This window comes from Streptosporangium sp. NPDC000095 (assembly GCF_042899335.1).
In the GTDB taxonomy this organism is placed as follows: Bacteria; Actinomycetota; Actinomycetes; order Streptosporangiales; family Streptosporangiaceae; genus Streptosporangium.
This window is the reverse complement of record NZ_JBIAZS010000004.1, coordinates 99,651-118,379: the sequence shown is the minus strand read 5'-3', so window position 1 is coordinate 118,379 and position 18,729 is coordinate 99,651. Positions and strand designations below refer to the sequence as shown.

Below are 18,729 nucleotides of genomic sequence, written 5' to 3'. Positions count from 1 at the left end.
CGGGTCTGGTGACGCGGGATCGGCCCGGTCCTGTCATCCTTGGTTCCGATACGTACCCGGCGGGAACACGGGAACAGAGGAGAACGGTGGACGAGCGCAAGCAGATCGAGTGCTGGCTGTCGGACATGGACGGGGTCCTTGTCCACGAGGGACATCCGGTGCCCGGCGCCGACGAGTTCATCCGACGCCTGCGCGAGTCGGGCAAGCGGTTTCTCGTGCTGACCAACAACTCGATATACACCCCGCGCGACCTGGCCGTACGGCTGCGCGCGGCCGGTCTGGAGATCCCGCCGGAGTCGATCTGGACCTCCGCGCTGGCCACGGCGAGGTTCCTGGACGGCCAGCGTCCCGGCGGCTCGGCGTACGTGGTGGGGGAGGCGGGGCTGACCACCGCCCTGCACGAGGTCGGCTACGTCCTGACCGACATCGCCCCCGACTACGTGGTCCTCGGCGAGACCCGCACGTACAGCTTCACCCAGATCACCCGGGCGATCCGCCTCATCGAGGGCGGTGCCCGGTTCATCGCCACCAACCCCGACCCGGTCGGTCCCTCGAACGAGGGGTCGCTGCCCGCGTGCGGCGCGGTCGCCGCGATGATCACCAAGGCGACGGGGGTGGAGCCCTACTTCGTGGGCAAGCCCAACCCGATGATGATGCGCAGCGCGCTGCGGGCCATCGACGGCCACAGCGAGAGCACCGCCATGATCGGCGATCGGATGGACACCGACATCGTCTCCGGCATGGAGGCGGGGCTGCACACGATCCTGGTGCTCAGCGGGGTCGTCAGCAGGGACCAGATCGATCGTTACCCGTTCCGTCCGTCCATGGTGGTCGACTCGGTCGCCGACCTGATCGACCTGATCGACTAGGGATCGACCGGGAGCCGCCGGGCCGACACGGCAGTGCCCGCCTCATCCGCAATGCCGGAAATATCGGTATAAGGGGGATCGTCGTTAGGCTTGGTGCCCCCACCCGCGGCCGGGTCCGGCCGTACCGTCGCGTTGATCGCCTTCATGGTGTGAAATAGCGCGATGTGATGGGTGTTGCGGAGAAGGGCAGGGTCCGGCGTCGTCTGCCGGAGGCGATCCCCGCGGTGGCGGCGATGCTGATCGGGCTGTGGGGCATCACCACGCCCTCGTTCTGGCGCGACGAGTCGGTCAGCGTCCTGGCCGCCTCGATGCCCATCGACGACCTGTGGCACCTGCTCGGCAGCATCGACCGGGTGCACGCGCTCTACTATCTCCTGCTCCGGCCGTTCGCCGCGTTCTCGACCGGCGAGCTGGCCATGCGCCTGCCCTCGGCCATCGCCACGGCCGCCGCCGCGTACGGCATCGCGGTCCTGGGCAGGAGGCTCGCCACCCCGGGGGCCGGTCTTCTCGCGGGATCGCTCTACGCCGTGCTGCCGATGGTGAGCCGGTACGCCCAGGAGGCGCGCAGCTACGCGATCGTGACGGCGGTCGCCGTCCTGGCCACCTGGGTGCTCATCGAGGCGGCGAGGCGGTCGAGCCGCCGATGGTACGCGGCCTACGGGGCCTGCCTGGTGTTGCTCGGCTGGTTTCACGTCTACGCCCTCCTCCTGGTCGTCGCGCACGCGGTGACGGTGCTGTGGTGGCGTCAGGCGCCCCGGTCGGCGCCCTCCTCCCCGTCCCTGTCCGCGTCGGAGTCCCCGTCCGCGTCGGTGCCGGTGTCCCGGTCCGAGATCGCGAGGTTCGCCGGTGCGCTCGCCGTGGCCGCGGCCGGGATCGTCCCGCTCGCGCTCCTGGCGGCAGGTCAGCGCGAGGCTCAGCTGTCGTGGTTGAAGCCGTCGAAGCTCACCGACGTCGTCTGGTTCGGGGAGGAGGTGGCGGGCACCGGATGGGCCGCGCTGCTCCTGGTCGCCCTCATGCTCATCGGCGCGTTCTCCGGTGGGCGGCTGACGGCGGTCGCGCTGCCCTGGGCGCTGCTGCCGTTCGTGTCCATGGCGATCTCCGTGGTCTACCCCGTCTTCCAGCCCAGATACGTGCTTTTCGCCGTCCCCGCGACGGCGCTGCTCGCCGGGGCCGGCCTGAACGCCCTGCGGCCCCGGGCACTGGGCTGGATCGGAGTGCTCCTGGTCGCGGCGCTGACCGTTCCGACGCACCTCACGATCCGCGAGCCGGACACACGGCCGGACGATCTGCGTGACATGGCGGCCACGCTGCTGGCCAGGCAGCGTCCCGGCGACGCCGTGCTCTACGTGACGAAAAACAGGCGCCTGTTCGTCGCCGTCTACGAGGACGCCTACCGTGACCTGCGCGACCTCACCTACGCTCCCGGCCGACGCGAGCCCAGGACCGCCGCGCAGTTCACGGCCGCGCTGGAGGGGGTCGAGCGTGTCTGGCTGGTCAGCGGCGGCAGGAAGCGCAAGGACAGGTCCTTCGTGGAGGACGACGAGCGCTATCTGGCCCTCATGGCCGACCGCGACTTCACCCTGAAGTCCACCGACGACTTCGGGTATTCCTGGTTCGCCCTGTACGTCCGCGAACGGCGCTGACCACGCGAGCCCGGCGAAAGCGCGTGAGGCCCTCGTGCGCGGAGGACGCGGAAGGTCAGGCGATCAGGGCGGGCAGGTGGGTGACGGTGCCGGTGAGGTAGACGCCGAGCTCCGGGGGGACGAGATTGATGGCGGAGATCTCGGCCGGATCCAGCGGGAGCCGCACCACCTCGTACTCGCCGCGGGCGGGATCGTCGAACTCCGGGCCGCAGCGCAGCGCGGGGTCCATGGAGACGAGGCGGCAGCCGTAGACGTGCTGGGTCTTGATCCCCCCGTCGCGAAGGCACTCCAGGGTCGTGAGCGGGGTGACAGCGGAGACCACGGCGCCCAGTTCCTCCATGACCTCGCGGTGCAGGGTGTGCTCAAGGGAGGCGTCCTCGGGCTCGACGTGGCCGCCCGGAACGGACCAGTACGGCTCCCTGCCGGGAACCGTGCGCCGGAACACCACCAGACGGTCCTCGTCGAGAAGTACGGCGCGGACGCTCGGCACGACGGACATGCGGCCATTCTGTCACCGCCCCGGCGACACGGTCCGCATCCGAGCCGGGGAGGTGGGATTTCTTCACGACCCGGGTGGCCGACCACCTCCTGAAAACGGGGTCGGCCGATCCTGTGTTCCGCACCCGCCCCCGACCTGCCTGGGGCGATCGCTCACCGCGTCGGATCGGACATGGCCGCCCGCGGCGTGTGCGAAGAGCGGGTCAGTAGCGGTCCCCACGCAGGCGCTTGAGGTCGGAACGTTGCTTCTTGGCGGTGATCCGCCGCTCGATCGCGCCCCTGCTCGGCTTGGTCGGGCGGCGCTTCTTGGGCGGCGGGGCGATCGCCTCGCGCAGGATCTGGGCCAGGCGCATCTCGGCGGCCTCGCGGTTGCGCAGCTGGGAGCGGAACTCCGAGGCGGCGACGGTGATCACCCCGTTCACCAGGCGGGGAGCGAGGCGTTCGAGGGCGCGGGCCTTGAAGACGGCCCCCAGCGCCTCGGTGGCGGCGAGGTCGAAGCTGAGCTCGACCCGGCTGTCGGTGGTGTTGACCCCCTGGCCGCCGGGGCCGGAGGAACGGGAGAACCGCCAGCCGAGCTCGGCCTCGGGGACCGAGACCGAGCCGCTGATCTGGAGCGGACCGGGCATGACGGTGACTTCCTTCTCATGGTGGGGCGTGATCTCAGGGTACCGAGGAGTGACAAGCATGGATCAACTGCTTTTATGCCCCGTTTCTCGATGGTCGATGAGTCGTGAAGCGGTGCACGGTCCCTGCGGCCGGTGATCTTCCGGTCCTTCGTCCTGGCCTGGCTCGGCTCGCCGCTGCCGGGACGAGGATTTTCGGACGGGGAAGGCGCAGGTGGGCGCGGACGTCGATGACCGTGGCCTGGAGATTCTCGTCCGGCATCGCCCTGGCCGCCCTCACACCGGCCTGCTTCGAATGTGAGGGCGACGTGGCACGAGCGGCCGTTCTTTTTCGCCGGGAACGTTCCGTCGCAAATGCTTGTCAGTGCAGCTGACTCCTATGTAATGTCTCAGCTCTCGGTGCCCGAAAGGTCACCTTTAGGAAGGAGTGAGCCGTGCCGGTCGCTAAAACAGTGCAAATCGCAAAACGTGGTTCGGTGCGCGCCCTGGTGGCGTGTTCCGCCACGGTCGCCCTGGCAGTGGGCGTCGGGGGTTGCGGGAGCGACTCATCCGAGGGCGGACCGGCACAGGCCTCGGCGTCGTCCACGACCCCGGAGTCGTCCGCGGCCTCGGCGTTCGACCAGGCGCTGCACGATCAGTTGCCCGACCGGATCAAGCAGAGCAAGCAGATCGTGTTCGGCGCGCTGTGGGAGACACCGCCGATCATCGGGATCGAGCCCGGTGACACCTCCAAGCCGGTCGGGATCACCCCGGACCTCGCGGTCGCGCTCGGCGAGATCCTGGGCGTGACGCCGGTGTGGAAGAACCTGCAGTGGCCGGCGCAGCTGCCCGGACTGCAGAGCGGCAACGTCGACGCACTGTTCGGGCAGGTCAGCGACGGCAAGGAACGCGAGCAGGTGATCGACCTCGTTGGCTTCTACCGCTCCCCGATGTCCGTGCTCGTCAAGGAGGGCAATCCGCACGGGATCAAGAGCCTCTCGGACGCCTGCGGCCTGAAGATCGGCGTGCCGAGCGGCAGCCAGCAGGAGGCCGTGGTCAAGGGCAACAGCGAGAAGTTCTGCGTCGGGCAGGGCAAACCCGCGATCACACCGATCGGCTACCCGGGCGCGCAGGGCGCGATCGTCGCGATCAAGGGTGGCACCGTGGACGCCTGGATGGATGTGACGGTCTCCGTCCGGGTCATCGCCAAGGAGTCGGGCACCGCCTTCGAGAACGTGTCCCTGCCGGACGACCAGATCGACCCGTACATGGAGCGCGACGTGGCGATCGCGATCTCCAAGGAGCAACCCGGGTTGTCGAACGCGCTGGCCGGAGCGCTTGGCGAACTCGCGCGATCAGGGGAGTACCGGAAGGTGATGGACAGGTGGGACTCCGGTGACGCCGCGCTGCCCGCCGAGGACATCAAGGTGAACAGCTACACCGGCCTGCCCGCCGGGCAGGGCGCCTCGGCCACCCCCGCGTCCTGAGCGGTCGTGATGACAGAGCAGGCATCCCGGGCTCCCGGCCTCGCGGACGGCGTCTCGCCGCTCGCCCGCCAGGACGCCGTGCCGGTGCGGCACTACGGGCGCGGCGCGGTCGCCGTGCTGGTGGTGGCGGTCGTCGCGATGACGGCCTACGCCTTCGCCGCGAACCCCAAGATCGAGTGGCCGGTCGTCGGCGAGTACCTCTTCCACCCCGACATCATGGCCGGCCTGACGCGCACGCTGCTGATGACCGCGATGGGCATGGCGTTCTCCGTGATCGGCGCGGTGGTGGTCGCGCTGATGCGGATGTCGCCGAGCAGGATCATCAGCGCGACCGCGGCGGCGTACATCTTCGTCTTCCGCGGTATCCCGCTGATCCTGCTGCTCATCTTCGTCGGCAACCTCGGACTGTTCGTGGACCGGATCACCGTCGGTATCCCGTTCACCGACCTGCAGGTGTTCAGCCGTCCGGTGCAGGAGGTGCTGACGCCGTTCGCGGCCTCGGTCATCGGGCTGACGCTCGCGGGTTCCGGCTACATGGCCGAGATCGTACGCGGCGGCCTGCTCGCGATCGGCCGAGGCCAGCGCGAGGCCGCCAAGGCGCTCGGGCTCAACTCGCTGAGGACCACCCGCTTCATCGTCCTGCCGCAGGCGCTGCGGGTGATCGTGCCCCCGATGGGAAACGAGCTGATCAGCATGCTCAAGGCGACCGCGATCGTGTCGGTGATCGGCGGCGGCGACCTGCTCACCGTCGCGCAGGCCATCTCCGGCTCCAACTACCGCACGATCGAGATGCTGCTGGTCGCGACCGTCTGGTACTTCGCCGTGATCGCCCTGCTCACGGCCGGTCAGTACATCCTCGAACGAAGGATCGCGGAACGATGACCGCCGAACCGGAGCCGCGCGACGCGCGGCCGATGGTCTCGATCGAGAACATCAGCAAGTCGTACGGGCACCGCCAGGTCCTGTTCGACATCGACCTCACCGTCGCCGCGGGCGAGACGGTGTGCCTGATCGGGCCCTCGGGATGCGGCAAGAGCACCCTGCTGCGCTGCGTCAACAACCTGGAGGACATCGACCGCGGCCTGGTGCTGGTGGACGGCTCGCTCGTCGGCTACCGCGTGCACCGCGGCAGGCTGCGCGAGCTGCGGGAGAACGCGGCCTGCCGCCAGCGTACGCAGGTCGGCATGGTGTTCCAGCACTTCAACCTGTTCCCGCACCTCACCGCGCTGGAGAACGTCGCCTTCGCGCCCGTGCGGGTACGCGGCGAGGACAAGGCCGCCGCCCGTACCCACGCGCTGGAGCTGCTGGAGAGCGTCGGGCTGGCCGACAAGGCCGGCGACTATCCCTCGCGCCTGTCCGGCGGTCAGCAGCAGCGCGTGGCCATCGCGCGGGCGCTGGCGATGCGCCCGAAGGTGATGCTGTTCGACGAGCCGACCAGCGCGCTCGATCCGGAACTGGTCGGCGAGGTGCTCAACGTGATGCGAGATCTCGCGACGCGCGGGATGACGATGATCGTCGTGACGCACGAGATGGGTTTCGCCCGCGAGGTCGCGAGCCGCGTGGTGTTCATGGACGGCGGCCGGATCGTCGAGCAGGGCCCGCCGCACGAGGTGCTGCGCAACCCCCGGCACGAACGCAGCCGCGCGTTCCTGTCGGCCGTGCTGCGATGACCGCGCGTCCTGACCGCCGAGAACCGAAGAAGAAGGCCGATGGGGCCGATAGGAGAATCATGACCACCACCAACGAACTGCCCGCCGGGAGTGTGTCGCGTGCGCCGGTGGCCGCGGAGGCGGTGTCGGCCAACGCGGACGCGGTGCTCGACCTCGTCGCGGAGGAGGCCGCCGACGGCGACGCCAAGGGGCGGCTCAGCGAGCGGGCGGCGCTGGCGCTGCGCCGGGCGGGCCTGTTCGAGATGGGCTTTCCCGCGCGCCTCGGCGGAATGGAGGTGCCCCTCGCCGACCAGGTGGCCGTCGTCGCCAAAATCGCCAGGGTGGACGCGGGCACGGCCTGGAACGTCGCGGTGCTCAACGCCACCGGTTTCTACGCCGGGCGGCTCGGCGACGAGGCGTACCACGAGCTGTACCCGACCCGCGACATGCCCACCAGTGGCGCGTTCCATCCCAAGGGCCGGGCGCAGGTGACCGAAGGCGGCTACCTGGTCACCGGGCGGTGGGACTGGGGCAGCGGCAGCTACGTCGCCGAGCACATCATCGGCGGCTGCCTGGTCTTCGACGGCGACGAGCCGGTGATCGGGCCGAACGGCAAGCAGCTCACTCTTGGCCTGTGGCTGCCGCGCGAGGCGGTGGTGCACGCCCACAACTGGCACACGCTCGGCGTGCGCGGCTCGGGGAGCTCGTCCTACTCGATCACCGAGCCGGTGTTCGTCCCCGAGCGGTACTCCTTCGACAGGGAGGCGCTCGCCAACCCCGACGCCGACCCGCTCAACAAGCACGTCACGCTCGCGTTCTTCGGCCTGACCGGGGTCTGCGTCGGTGTGGCGCAGCACGCGCTGGACCTGGCGCTGACGGCCGTACGCCGCAGGCTCGGGCCCGCGGGCGTGGCCGACGTGACGACCAGGCGCGTGCTCGGCCAGGCGTGCGCCGAGGTGGACATGCTGCTCGCCGGGATCACCGACATCGCCAAGCGCACCGACGAGATCGTCTTCACCCCCGGCAGGGTGCTCACCCCGACGCAGGAGCACCGGCTGATCGCGACCAACACCATGGCCGCCGAGACGCTGCGCCGCGTGCTCGATCTGTGCCTGGAGCTGTACGGATCGCACTATCTCTTCGACGACGATCCCATGCAGCGCGTGCTGCGCGACGCCTGGAGCGCGCTCGCGCACGTCGGGGCCAAGCGCGTGCACTGGGGCTCCCTGGCGGAGAAGGTGCTGCACGACCCGGCCGGCGGGCCGACCCTGTTCGGCGCCGCGCCGTGACCGCGCCGCCGCGGGTGCGGGTCGTGGTCGAGCGGGCGGACTCTCCGCGGTGCGGCCTGGCCATCGGTGATCACTTCGAGGTCGAGGGCACCGCGCTGACCCTGCCCCAGGGCAGGCCCTTCTGCCTGCAGGCCATGGCCGCGGTCTTCCCGATCCTGGAGTCCCGGCTGTCGGACCTGCCCGCCGACCACTGGCTGGAGCGCAAGCCCTTCATCTGCTGTCCCGACCCGGCCGACGCCGTCGTCATGCGTCTGGAGCGGGTGGACCGGGCGGCGGGGACGGAAGGAGCACAGTGAGCGCGGGCCGCGGGGTGCGCTGCACCGTTGAGTTCATGAACTACTCGGCGTGCGGGCTGCGCGTCGGCGACTACTTCGAGGTCGGCCCCGAGGGGGTGTCGCTGCCGCCGGGCGGGCACTTCTGCTTCTACGCCATCGCCTCGGCCACCTCACTGCTCAACGGGCGGCTCGCCGCGCCGGGCGGGGACGCCTGGCTGGCCGGGCGCCCGCTCGCCGCGTGCCCCGACCCGCCGGAGAACCTGATCATGCGTCTGGAAAAGGTGGACGACGATGACCGAGCATGAGGGACCGATCTTCAGCGTACGGGTCGGCGGGGGTGGCATCGCGGAGATCACCGAGCACGCGGTGCGCGCCGAGGCGATGGGCTTCGACCAGGTGTGGACCGGCAACGATCTGTTCGGCGGACCGGGGATCGCGACTCTGGCCGCGATGCTCGGGGCGACGAACCGGATCAAGGTCGGCTCCGCGGTGCTCGACCCGGTGTCGATCCATCCCGTCCAGCTCGCCCAGCTCGCCTCCGGCTATCAGGAGCTGTCGGGTGGCCGGTTCATCCTCGGCCTGGGCGCCGGCTCCGACGTCTTCTTCCGCCGCGCCGGAATCGTGGCGCCGCGTCCGGTGCCGCGCACGCGTACGGCGATCGTGGCGATCCGCGCGCTCACCGAGGGCCACAGCCCCGCCGGACTGCCGGGCGCGGGCGAGGGCTGGCACGAGCAGGCCCGCATCGAGTCGCCGCGACCGGTGCCGATCTACATCGGCGCGATGGGTCCGAAGATGCTGGAGCTGGCCGGGCGGCACGCGGACGGCGCGCTGCCGCTGTGCCTGCCGCCGGGCCAGGTCCTCGACGCGATGGAGCAGATCGGACGCGGGGCACAGGCGCAGGGCCGCGATGTGGCCGCACTGGACATCGCCGCGTGTGTCTGGTGCTCGCTCGACGAGGATCGTGAACAGGCCCGCCACGCCCTGGCCAGGTTCATCGCCCGTTACAGCGGCTCGCTGTCGGCCGACGCGCTCGCCGCCCACGGTCTGGACCCCGAGGAGTTCGCCCGGACCCAGGCGCTCGTGGACGACGGGCGCCTGGACGAGGCGGCCGGGGCGGTGCTCTCCTCGTCGTCGATGCTCAGCCTGGGCATCGTCGGCGGGGCCCGTGACGTGCTGGAGCAGTGCGAGGCGCTGCTCGCCGCGGGAGCCCGGCACATCTCCTTCGGGCCGCCGCTCGGCCCCGACCTCACCCACGCGATGCGGATCTTCGGTGAGAGCGTGCTGCCCACCCTGCGCGCCCGGGGGGCGGGATGACCGCGGGGCCGCTGGCGGGACGGGTGGCGCTCGTCGCGGGAGGGACCGGCGCGATCGGGAGACACGTCGCCACCGGGCTCGCCGCGGCGGGCGCGGCGGTGGCCGTGCACTGCCACCGCTCCGCGGGCCAGGCCGCCGAGATCGTGCGGGAGTGCGGCGGTGGCCTGGCCGTGTGCGCGGCACTGCCGGGGCCGCGATCCGCCGACCGGCTTGTGTCCACCGTGGAGGCCGAACTGGGACCGGTGACGATCCTCGTCAACGCCGCGGAACCGGCCGGAGCGGCGGGCGTCGCGGCGGTGGCCGACATCGAGCCGGGCACGCTGGAACGTCATCTCGACGGCGTGCGCGCCCACCACGAACTGTGCCGGCGGGTCCTGCCCGGTATGCGGGCGGCGGGTTTCGGCCGCATCGTGTTCGTCTCCGGGGCACTGATGGCCCGCCCCATGCCGGGCATGGGGGCGTACGCGGCGGCGAAGGCGGCGGCGTCGGTGCTGACGCGTTACGTCGCCGCCGAGGAGGGACGGTACGGGATCACGGCCAACGTGGTGGCCCCGGGCCGGGTGGCCGAGCCGGACGCCGGGGAACCGGACGATCCCGTGCTGCGGGAGCTGTCGGAGGCGTTGCGCCGGCGGATGGCGCTGCCGCGCTTTCCGGCGCCGCGTGAGGTCGCGCGTACCGTCGTGGCGCTGGTCTCACCGGAGTTCGACCAGGTCACCGGGCAGACGGTCTGGATGACCGGCGGCGAGTTCACCGGCTGAGCCACGCGGAGGGCCCGCGGGTGTAGACGCGTATCTCGCCCGCCGGGTCTGCCGGAGCCGACCAGAGCGCGAAGTCCACCCCCCACGTGCGCAGCCGGGCCTCGCCGTCCGCGAGGCCGGGGCCGGGATGCGCGCCGCCTGTCAGGTCCCAGCCGATCGCGCAGCCGGCGCCCCTGGCCGCGACCGTGACGGAGGCGAGGTCGGCCTCGTCGGCGGGCGCGGGCAGCCACACGGTGGCGTACTCGTGGCCGTACCTGCGCAGGAAGTCCGCGATGTCGGCCGGGCGGGTGTCGGGCTCTCCCGGGCGCGGGTGCAACCGCGCGAGCCGGCGCGGGGGTGGCTGGCCGTGTGCGGCGAGGGTGTCGGCGGCGGCGGTGACGTCCTCGTCGGCGCACCCGCTCGACAGCACGATGCCCAGGCGGAGTCCTTCCGGCCGGTAGTACGCCGCGAGCAGCCGTCGTAGCGAGGCGATGCGGGGATCTGGCACATTCCGCAGCCTAGCCACGATGGTAGACAGTGCACAATGCTGACTTGTAATCTATTGACGCGCCCCCCGAGGGGCCACTGCGAAAGGAGGCGCGGATGGGCATGCCGCCCCCCGGGCTCGGCTCCGTCCCCGTCGATTCGGCCCTGCTGCGCGAGGTGATGCGCCGCTTCGCCACCGGTGTGGCGATCGTGGCCACGGTGGACCAGGGGCGGCCCTATGCCGCGTCGGTCAACTCGCTGACGTCGGTGTCGCTGGAACCGCCACTGATCCTCGTCTGCCTCAAGATCGGCTCGAACACCTGCGCGGCCATCGAGCGCAACGGCCGGTTCAGCGTGTGCGTGCTCGCCGAGCAGCACGAGGAGCACTCCCGGCGCTTCGCCGGATCGCAGCCGACCATGGACGACCCCGCCTTCGAGCTGGTGGACGGCCTGCCCGTGATCCGCGGCGCGCTCGCGGGCATGCTGTGCGAGGTCGAGTCCACCCAGCGCAAGGGCGACCATGTGATCGTCATCGGCCAGGTCGTGCGCACCCACCACGAGCACGACACGCCGCTGCTGTTCTTCAACAGCCGCTACCACCGGCTGGCGTCCGGCGAGCCCGCCTGAGCGGACACGCCCGGTCCGCCCGCCTCAGGTGCGGGTCAGCTCGCGAAAGTGGGTCGCGGCCGGCTCCCTGAGCCGGCCCAGCGCCTCCCAGTAGACCGCGATCGCCTCCTCGCGCGCCCCCGCGTGGGTCGCCCACTCCTCGGGCAGCTCGGGGTCGATGTCGGCGAACGAGCGAAAGGACTGCATCATCTCGGTGCAGGTGACGAACGCCTCCCGCGGCGACATCCGCGGCGGCCGGGTCAGCGGGGCGTATCTGGAGGCGAAGTGGCGATAGCGCTCGGCGACCTGGTCGAGCTGCCATAGATGCCCGAGCAGCGGCCCCGAGGCGACGTCTCCCGAGGGCGAGGCCCGGAAGATCGTGACGGCGTCGGCGATGCCGAGCTTGTCGACCAGGTCGGTCACCTCCGCCACGTAGTCGCGTGGCGAGACCCACATACCGTCCTGCAGAAGCCCGAAACCGTGGAAGCGGAGCTGGCGCACGAAGTTGGACCGCTCGGCCTTGCGGCTGTCGGGCAGCGTGTGCCAGACGAGCGTCCAGGTCGAGGCAGCGCCGGGGCGCTTACCGAGCGAGGAGATCCGCTCGTCGCCGTCCTCCAGCAGATGCACGCTCCGCCTGGTCAGCGTGTAGTAGACGTGCCGCCCCTTACGGTGCCGCTCGGCGAGCTCGCGCTGGACGAGGCGCGCCAACGCGATGCGGGCCGCCGCGGTGGTGATCCCGAAATAGTCGAGCAAAGTGACCAGGCCGCCCGACCACACCGGCGCCGTGCGGGGCTCCAGGAAGGCCCCGAAAGTCGTCATCAGCAGGCTCTGCGGCTGCACGTCGAAGAGATCATCACCGTCTGTACGCAAGCTTTGATGCTAGCATGCGCTCCCTCTCTCCCCGGGGCGACGCGAGCGATCACGGCCTCCTCCGGCGGGTGCCGCCGCGGCCTTGTGGCGCGGTGCTCGCTTCCGCCACAGTTGCCCGGGGGCGTACGACACCCGGGAAACAGGGCTTCAGAGGGCGGGGAGCATGGACACGATCGTCGGCGTGCACGGTATCGGCAAGTACCGCTACTACCGTGACGCGGGTAACTCGGTCAGCGGCGCGGCCGTCGCGATGCGCGACAAGTGGGACCGTTACCTGCACAAGGGTCTCACCGGCGGCAAGCCGCACGCCAAGGAGCGCTACGTCACCGAGATCGCCTACTACGCCCACCTGCTGGGCGAGAGCAAGGACGAGTCCGTACGCGCGGTGCGGACCATGGACGTCGGCGCCCAGGAGGTCTTCGTCGCCTGGGCCAGGCAGATCGACGCGGTGGGGGAGGGGCTGACCGGCGCCCTGTACCGGATGACCGGCTGGCTGCTGGACCGGCTGGAGGTCAACGCCGCCGAGTTCGCCAGGCTGTTCTGCCCCGAGGTCGCCGCCTACATGGCCGCCGGGGGCGAGGCCAGGGCGAAGGCCCGGGCGGCCGTGGCCGAGGTGATCAGGCGCAACCGCCCCAAGGTGGTGATCGCCCACTCGCTGGGCAGTGTGGTGACGTACGAGACGCTCTGGGCCAACCCCGACCTGGAGGTCGACCTGCTCATCACCCTCGGCAGCCCGCTCGGCATGCGCAACGTGATCTTCGAGCGCCTGGTGCCCGCCCCGGTCAACAACTGGGGCGAGCGGCCCCGCAAGGTCAAGCGGTGGGTCAACATCGCCGACAAGGACGACATCGCGGCGATCCCTCCGGCGCTGCGGACCTGCTTCACCGGGGTCGACCAGGAGGTCATCGTCAACCTCGACTGGATCGACTTCCACACCGTGGAGAAATACCTGGGCTGCGGTGCCCTCACCCCCCATCTCAAGCCCTACCTGCACTGACGGCGGGCATCCCCGCTCTGACCGGCCGCGGTGCCTTTGACGGGATCCGTCGGCTCCGTCCTGAAGGCGTTCGCCCGCGCTCACCGGACGCGTCGGTCACCGTGGGTTCCGATCCTTCGCGGTCACGGGCCGTCGTCGCCGTCCGTGCCGCGCGGCCACCGGCGCGAGGTCGGCTCTTCGCCGTGATGTCGTCCCAAGGTCGGCCGTCGTTCAATCACGGTGGGTAAGGCGTCTTTCTGTGCGACGGCTGTTCATCTCGCCTTGATTCGCAGGTCACAGCGGAGAAAGCCGAAAAGGCTGCACTGGTGGGGTGGAGCAGAAGCCGTCACGCAGAGTGTTCCTTTCCTTCGCCGCCGCGGGTGCGGGCGGCCTGTTGCTGACCGGGGCGGGGCTCGGCCCCTCCCGGACCCTCGCCGGTGATCCCTTCACCCTCGGCATCGCCTCCGGCGACCCGTCCAAGGACGGGATCGTGCTGTGGACCAGGCTCGCCCTCGACCCGCTCGGCCTGAACGGCCGGGGCGGCATGCCGGTGAGGGACGTGGACGTCGAATGGCAGCTCGCCACCGACGAGCGGTTCTCCAAGGTGGTCCGCGAGGGCACCGAGACCGCGCGCTGGAAGCAGGCGCACAGCGTCCATGTCGAGGTCGACGGCCTGGAGCCGGGGCGGGAGTATTTCTACCGCTTCCGCGCCGAGGGCCACCTGTCGCCGACCGGCCGCACCCGTACGGCACCGTCCGCGGTGCCCTCGTCGTCCTCGTCGTCCCCGCTCACCTTCGCCGTCGCCGCCTGCGCTCACTACGAGCACGGTTTCTACACGGCGTACAGAAGGCTGGCCGAGCAGGACCCCGAGCTGGTCGTGCACCTGGGCGACTACATGTACGAGTACGCCCCCAGGGGATACACGGCGCTGGGCGGGAGCGTCCGGCAGCACACCTGGGGCAAGTGCGCCACGCTGGCCGACTACCGGATGCGCCACGCGCAGTACAAGAGCGACCCCGACCTGCAGGCGGCGCACGCGGTCGCGCCGTGGCTGGTCGCCTTCGACGATCACGAGATCGAGAACAACTGGGCGGGGGACGTCTCCAGCACCGGCGCCCCGGCCTTCGCCCGGCGCAGGGCGAACGCCTTCCAGGCGTACTACGAGAACATGCCGCTGCGCAGGACGAGCGTGCCGGGAGGCGCGTCGATGCGGGTCCACCGCCGGGTGGACTGGGGGCCGCTCGCCCGTTTCCACCTGCTCGACACCCGGCAGTTCCGTGACGACCAGGCGTGCGAGGACGGGCTCAGGTCCGGCTGCGACGAGCGGCTCGCGACCGGACGCACCCTGCTCGGCGAGGACCAGCGGCGCTGGCTGCTGGACGGTCTCGCGAGTTCCGGCGCCCGCTGGAACCTGGTCGGCCAGCAGATCCTGATGGCCCAGCGCGACTCCAAGGTCGGGCCGGGAGTCGAGGTCAACATGGACTCCTGGGACGGCTATGCCGCAGAGCGCACCCGCCTGCTCACCGGGTTTCGCGACTCGGGCGCGTCCAACCCGGTCGTGCTGACCGGCGACGCGCACATGCACCACGCGGCGGACCTGAAGCTCGACTTCGACGACCCCGACTCTCCCCGCGTGGCGGTGGAACTCGTCACCTCCTCGATCGCGAGTGACGGCGACGGCTACCGCGACGAGGGCCGGATCTCCGGGACGATCGCGGAAAATCCGCATATCTCCTACCTTGACCAGCGGCGCGGCTACATCGTCTGCCGGGTCACCCCGGAGGAACTGCAGGCGGACTTCCGCACGCTCGACTACATCAGCAGGCGTGGCGCCCCCGCGAAGACCGGCGCACGGTTCACCGTGCCGTCAGGACAGTCGGCACTAACCTGAAACGTGAGAGGAATTCGGACTGATTTATTGGATGATGCCGCTTATGAGTCCCCTCACCACGAGGCTCACCGCCGCGGCTCTCGCCGCAGCGGTGGGCGGCGCCCTCCTGTCCCCGACCCCCGCCACAGCCTCATCAGCCCTGTCAGCGTTACCCGCGTTACCGGCCGCGCCCGCGGTCGCGCCCGCCGCCGCGGCGCCCTCCGCCTTCGGGTACGTGATCACCTTCCCCAAGCACGTCAAACGGGGCGGATCCCTCGTCTACTCCGTCAAGGTCCGCAACAGGAAGGCCAAGGGCCAGCACTACGTGGCACTCACCGGAGACTTCTCCAAACGTTTCCGTAAGATCCGGGTGGTCTCCAAGCCGCGCAGCGTCAAATGCTCCGTCAAGGGCCGTAGCCTGTCGTGCTGGATCACCTCCCTGGACAAGGGCGACTCGACGACCGTGCGGATCCGCGCCTGGGCCGGCTCACGCCGGGGCGTCGCCACCGCCGCGTTCGGCGTTATCGCCACATCCAACGCGGACGCCGACATCCGCAAGCTCCGCAAGGAGATCGGCCGCAAGATCAAGGCCAGCACGCGCATCCGCTGAACCCGCGTCCTCTTTCCGGCGCCGGGCGCGGGGGCACCCCCGGTCCGGCGCAGAAGACGCGCGGACTCCTTTCGGCCTCACAATCGGTCTCGGCCGTCAGGCCGGCCGGTCCGCCACCCAGGTGGGTGACGGTCTCGCCGACGATCGGGGGCCCGCCACCACCCGTGCGGCCCGCTCCCTCGCAGGCGTCTACCGCGAGGAGGACGGGCTCGCGAAGGTGTAGCCGAACAGGGTGTCCTTGGGGGCGCCGACGAGGGGTTTCGCCGTCGACGGGCGGATGCCCGGGTAGGAGCCCTTTCGCACGCTTCCGCGCAGCAGGGTGAGCCTGCCGCTGCCCGGGGCGGCGACGACGAGGCGGCGCCCGGCGACCGTGGCCAGGGCCGCGCCGAAGTCGCCGCCCGCACCGGTGATCAACAGGTTGTGGTTCCTGGTGAGGCCGCCTGAACGGGTTCCCGCGAGCACGTGGACGGCGTTCTCACCCGGCGCCCCGATCACCAGCTCGTCGTCGCCGTCGCCATTGAGGTCCCCGGCGGCGAGGGCGGCGCCGAAGCGGTCGAAGTAGCGCGGCTCGCCCTTCAGGGAGCGCTGCGACCAGGTCTCGGAGACCGCCGTCCGCAGTCCTGAGCGGGAACCGTAGACGACGTGCACGGTGCCGTCGCCGTAGTCCATCGCCCGCTGGTTCTCGCTCAGTCCCTCGCCGGGCACCCCGATCGCCAGGTCGTCGCGTCCGTCGGCGTTGAAGTCACCGGCGGCGAGGGCGCTGCCGAAGAAGTCCCAGGCCTCGGCGAGGCCGCTGATCCAGGGACTGTCCTGGGTGAGCATGGTCGCCTTCCGGCGCCGGACGTCGAGGACGGTGACCGAGCCCTGGCCGTTCTTCAGCACCGTGTCCGCGGGCGCGCCCACGGCGATCTCGGCCCGGCCGTCGCCGTCGAAGTCGCCGGTGGCGAGCGCCGCGCCGAACTGGTCGGTCTCCCGCTCACGCTGCCCCACCCAGCGGGTCTCCTGCGTGATCATGTACGGTTTGCGGCCCTTGAGGCCGTACACCCCGACCGCGCCACCGCCCAGCCCGGGGGCGCCGATCACCAGTTCGTCGTCGCCGTCGCCGTCCAGGTCCCCCGCCGCGAGCGCGGCACCGAACCGGCCGGGATCACCTTCGCGGCCCAGGTCGTCGGCGTCGATCGCCTTGCCGGGCCGCAGGCCGTCAGGCGAGCCGTGGAACAGTTGCACGACACCGTGGCCCTCCTCTCCCGGCCGGGAGCGGTTCTTCTCGGAGACGCCCACGGCGAGGTCGGCGCAGCCGTCGCCGTCGAGGTCACCGGTCGCGAGCGCCGAGCCGAACGAGTCCCCGGTCTGGCTCTCGCCGGGCACCCCGGGCGTGTCCTGGGTGAGTTCCACGGGGTCGCGCAGGTCGTACAGGACGGTGACCGATCCCGCGCGGGCGTGGCCGCCGGAGCGGGTGTAGGGCGCGGCGACCGCGAGATCGGCCCGTCCGTCGCCGTCGAAGTCGGAGGGTACGCCGGAGCAGGCGGCGGCCGAGGCGTGGACGGGGGGAGGGGAGGCGGAGACCAACAGGGGGACCAGCAGGGAGGTGAGGACTGCGGAGGTGAGGAGCGCGGCTCTCATACCTGTGATGGTTTCCGGTGATTCGGACACGCGGCCCACCGGGACATGAAATTCACGTGGCCGGTACGCGTAAAGAACATGCCAGGATTGACGCCATGGAAATCGACCTGGCCGACCTGGGATTCTGGCGGCGGCCGCTCAAGGAGCGGCATGAGGCGTTCGCGCGGCTTCGGGATCTCGACAAGCCGGTTTTCTTCGAGGAGAAGCGGGTCCCGCTGCTCCGCTCGGGCAAGGGTTTCTACGCACTGGTCCGCCACGCCGACGTGGTGGAGGCGAGCCGCAACGCCAAGGTGTTCTCCAGCGAGCCCGGCGTGACCAGCCCCGAGCCGCCCGGCTGGGTCAAGCACGTGTTCGGCGAGTCCATGGTCAACATGGACGACCCCAGGCACGCCAGGCTGCGCCGCATCGTCTCCCGCGCGTTCAGCCCGAAGATGCTGGCCGGTCTGCAGGGCGACATCGACGCCGCGTGCGCGCGCATCGTCGACGACGTGACGGCCGCAGGACCCGGTGACTTCGTCGGTCAGGTGGCCGCCAAGCTTCCCATCCACGTCATCTGCGACATGATGGGCGTCCCCGACGACGTGCGGGCCAAGGTCCACCAGCACGTCGACATCTCCACCGCCTACTCCGGCGTGCGGCCCAGCCTGGCGCACACCGTGAGGATGGCCGCCCAGAACACGCTCGCGCTGCTCGCCCTGCAGCGGCTGGTGATCAACCTGGGCAAGGAGCGTGCCCAGACGCCGCGCGGCGACCTCGTCTCGGCGCTCGTCACCGCGAACGTCGACGGTGAGAGGCTGACCGACCGCGAGCTGGGATCGTTCTTCACGCTGCTGCTCGTGGCGGGCAACGAGACGGCCCGCAACACCATGGCGCACGGCATCAAGCTGCTGACCGACAACCCCGAGCAGCGGCGCCTGCTGGCGGACGACTTCGACGCCCACATCGGCGGCGCGATCGAGGAGATGGTCCGTTACGTCTCACCCATCATGCAGTTCCGCCGCACCGTCACCGAGGACTACGACCTGCGCGGCCTGCACCTGAAGGCCGGTGACAAGGTCGTGCTCTTCTACGGTTCGGCGAACCGCGACGAGACGGTCTTCCCCGACGCCGACCGGTTCGACATCACCCGTGACACCAAGCCCCACGTGGGCTTCGGCGGTCCGGGGCCGCACTTCTGCCTGGGCGCGAACCTCGCCAGGCAGGAGATCAGGGCGATGTTCCGCGAGCTGTTCACCCGGCTGCCGGAGATCCGCTCGGTCGGCGAGCCCGAGCTGCTGGTGTCCAACTTCGACAACAGCGTCCGCAGCCAGGCGTTCACCTTCTGA

Annotated in this window: 20 protein-coding genes; 15 read left to right on the top strand and 5 right to left on the bottom strand. The window is 70.7% G+C overall.

Annotation, left to right across the window (positions count from 1 at the left end; translation table 11 throughout):
* Window positions 1–86 precede the first annotated feature (86 nt).
* Entirely contained in the window at window positions 87–869 is a 783-nt protein-coding gene (locus tag ACFY3V_RS11385) for an HAD-IIA family hydrolase (RefSeq protein ID WP_389772385.1), read from the top strand.
* Between the two features lie 167 nt (window positions 870–1,036).
* Window positions 1,037–2,512 carry a glycosyltransferase family 39 protein gene (locus tag ACFY3V_RS11380; protein ID WP_389772382.1) on the top strand — a complete coding sequence of 492 codons (1,476 nt, stop codon included), beginning with the start codon at window positions 1,037–1,039 and terminating at the stop codon, window positions 2,510–2,512.
* Window positions 2,513–2,567: 55 nt separating this feature from the next.
* Here ACFY3V_RS11380 and ACFY3V_RS11375 read toward each other — a convergent pair whose 3' ends face one another.
* Window positions 2,568–3,011, bottom strand: a complete 444-nt coding sequence (locus ACFY3V_RS11375) for an NUDIX hydrolase (RefSeq protein WP_350943714.1) — start codon at window positions 3,009–3,011, stop codon at window positions 2,568–2,570.
* 202 nt (window positions 3,012–3,213) lie between these two features.
* Complete coding sequence (arfB, locus tag ACFY3V_RS11370) at window positions 3,214–3,636, bottom strand: alternative ribosome rescue aminoacyl-tRNA hydrolase ArfB (RefSeq protein WP_389772378.1); 423 nt, start codon at window positions 3,634–3,636, stop codon at window positions 3,214–3,216.
* Between the two features lie 473 nt (window positions 3,637–4,109).
* On the opposite strand from arfB, the gene ACFY3V_RS11365 reads away from it, so the two are divergent.
* Genes ACFY3V_RS11365 through ACFY3V_RS11330 form a run of 8 tightly spaced genes read left to right on the top strand, consistent with a single transcriptional unit; the run spans window position 4,110 to window position 10,384 of the window.
* Window positions 4,110–5,099, top strand: a complete 990-nt coding sequence (locus ACFY3V_RS11365) for a transporter substrate-binding domain-containing protein (protein WP_389772376.1) — start codon at window positions 4,110–4,112, stop codon at window positions 5,097–5,099.
* Between the two features lie 9 nt (window positions 5,100–5,108).
* A complete protein-coding gene (locus ACFY3V_RS11360) occupies window positions 5,109–5,981 on the top strand; it encodes an amino acid ABC transporter permease (RefSeq protein WP_350943708.1) in 873 nt (290 codons plus the stop codon).
* A complete protein-coding gene (locus ACFY3V_RS11355) occupies window positions 5,978–6,769 on the top strand; it encodes an amino acid ABC transporter ATP-binding protein (RefSeq protein WP_362897044.1) in 792 nt (263 codons plus the stop codon). Before ACFY3V_RS11360 ends, ACFY3V_RS11355 begins: the two co-directional genes overlap by 4 nt.
* A 59-nt stretch (window positions 6,770–6,828) precedes the next feature.
* Window positions 6,829–8,037 carry an acyl-CoA dehydrogenase family protein gene (locus tag ACFY3V_RS11350; protein ID WP_389772371.1) on the top strand — a complete coding sequence of 403 codons (1,209 nt, stop codon included), beginning with the start codon at window positions 6,829–6,831 and terminating at the stop codon, window positions 8,035–8,037.
* Window positions 8,034–8,333: a TIGR04076 family protein gene (locus ACFY3V_RS11345; protein WP_350943705.1), complete on the top strand. Its 300-nt coding sequence runs from the start codon at window positions 8,034–8,036 to the stop codon at window positions 8,331–8,333. Before ACFY3V_RS11350 ends, ACFY3V_RS11345 begins: the two co-directional genes overlap by 4 nt.
* The gene (locus ACFY3V_RS11340; protein ID WP_350943704.1) at window positions 8,330–8,617 is read left to right on the top strand and encodes a TIGR04076 family protein; all 288 of its coding nucleotides are present in this window, start codon (window positions 8,330–8,332) and stop codon (window positions 8,615–8,617) included. The genes ACFY3V_RS11345 and ACFY3V_RS11340 overlap by 4 nt, the downstream gene beginning before the upstream one ends.
* On the top strand, window positions 8,604–9,626 hold the full coding sequence (locus tag ACFY3V_RS11335; protein ID WP_362897041.1) for an LLM class flavin-dependent oxidoreductase: 1,023 nt from the start codon (window positions 8,604–8,606) through the stop codon (window positions 9,624–9,626). The genes ACFY3V_RS11340 and ACFY3V_RS11335 overlap by 14 nt, the downstream gene beginning before the upstream one ends.
* Window positions 9,623–10,384 (top strand): SDR family NAD(P)-dependent oxidoreductase, encoded by a 762-nt coding sequence (locus tag ACFY3V_RS11330; RefSeq protein WP_389772367.1) that lies wholly within the window; start codon window positions 9,623–9,625, stop codon window positions 10,382–10,384. Before ACFY3V_RS11335 ends, ACFY3V_RS11330 begins: the two co-directional genes overlap by 4 nt.
* Here ACFY3V_RS11330 and ACFY3V_RS11325 read toward each other — a convergent pair.
* Window positions 10,374–10,871 carry a hypothetical protein gene (locus tag ACFY3V_RS11325; RefSeq protein WP_389772364.1) on the bottom strand — a complete coding sequence of 166 codons (498 nt, stop codon included), beginning with the start codon at window positions 10,869–10,871 and terminating at the stop codon, window positions 10,374–10,376. The two genes, ACFY3V_RS11330 and ACFY3V_RS11325, sit on opposite strands and share 11 nt — an antisense overlap.
* Before the next feature lie 95 nt (window positions 10,872–10,966).
* On the opposite strand from ACFY3V_RS11325, the gene ACFY3V_RS11320 reads away from it, so the two are divergent.
* Window positions 10,967–11,476: a flavin reductase family protein gene (locus tag ACFY3V_RS11320; RefSeq protein WP_350943700.1), complete on the top strand. Its 510-nt coding sequence runs from the start codon at window positions 10,967–10,969 to the stop codon at window positions 11,474–11,476.
* A gap of 24 nt (window positions 11,477–11,500) precedes the next feature.
* Here ACFY3V_RS11320 and ACFY3V_RS11315 read toward each other — a convergent pair whose 3' ends face one another.
* On the bottom strand, window positions 11,501–12,325 hold the full coding sequence (locus ACFY3V_RS11315) for a PaaX family transcriptional regulator C-terminal domain-containing protein (RefSeq protein WP_350943699.1): 825 nt from the start codon (window positions 12,323–12,325) through the stop codon (window positions 11,501–11,503).
* Between the two features lie 163 nt (window positions 12,326–12,488).
* Between ACFY3V_RS11315 and ACFY3V_RS11310 the strand changes: the two genes are divergently transcribed.
* The 3 genes from ACFY3V_RS11310 to ACFY3V_RS11300 all read left to right on the top strand — a co-directional run bounded on the left by ACFY3V_RS11310 (window position 12,489) and on the right by ACFY3V_RS11300 (window position 15,781).
* Entirely contained in the window at window positions 12,489–13,322 is an 834-nt protein-coding gene (locus ACFY3V_RS11310; RefSeq protein ID WP_362897038.1) for a hypothetical protein, read from the top strand.
* A 310-nt stretch (window positions 13,323–13,632) separates the two neighbouring features.
* Window positions 13,633–15,192 carry an alkaline phosphatase D family protein gene (locus ACFY3V_RS11305; protein ID WP_389772360.1) on the top strand — a complete coding sequence of 520 codons (1,560 nt, stop codon included), beginning with the start codon at window positions 13,633–13,635 and terminating at the stop codon, window positions 15,190–15,192.
* A 43-nt stretch (window positions 15,193–15,235) separates the two neighbouring features.
* Window positions 15,236–15,781, top strand: coding sequence for a hypothetical protein (locus ACFY3V_RS11300; protein ID WP_350943696.1), 546 nt, complete (start codon window positions 15,236–15,238; stop codon window positions 15,779–15,781).
* Window positions 15,782–15,970: 189 nt separating this feature from the next.
* Here the strand turns inward: ACFY3V_RS11300 and ACFY3V_RS11295 are convergent, their stop codons facing one another.
* Window positions 15,971–17,404: an FG-GAP repeat protein gene (locus tag ACFY3V_RS11295; protein ID WP_389772357.1), complete on the bottom strand. Its 1,434-nt coding sequence runs from the start codon at window positions 17,402–17,404 to the stop codon at window positions 15,971–15,973.
* 95 nt (window positions 17,405–17,499) lie between these two features.
* Here ACFY3V_RS11295 and ACFY3V_RS11290 point away from each other — a divergent pair, with 95 nt between their 5' ends.
* Window positions 17,500–18,729 carry a cytochrome P450 gene (locus tag ACFY3V_RS11290; protein ID WP_362897034.1) on the top strand — a complete coding sequence of 410 codons (1,230 nt, stop codon included), beginning with the start codon at window positions 17,500–17,502 and terminating at the stop codon, window positions 18,727–18,729.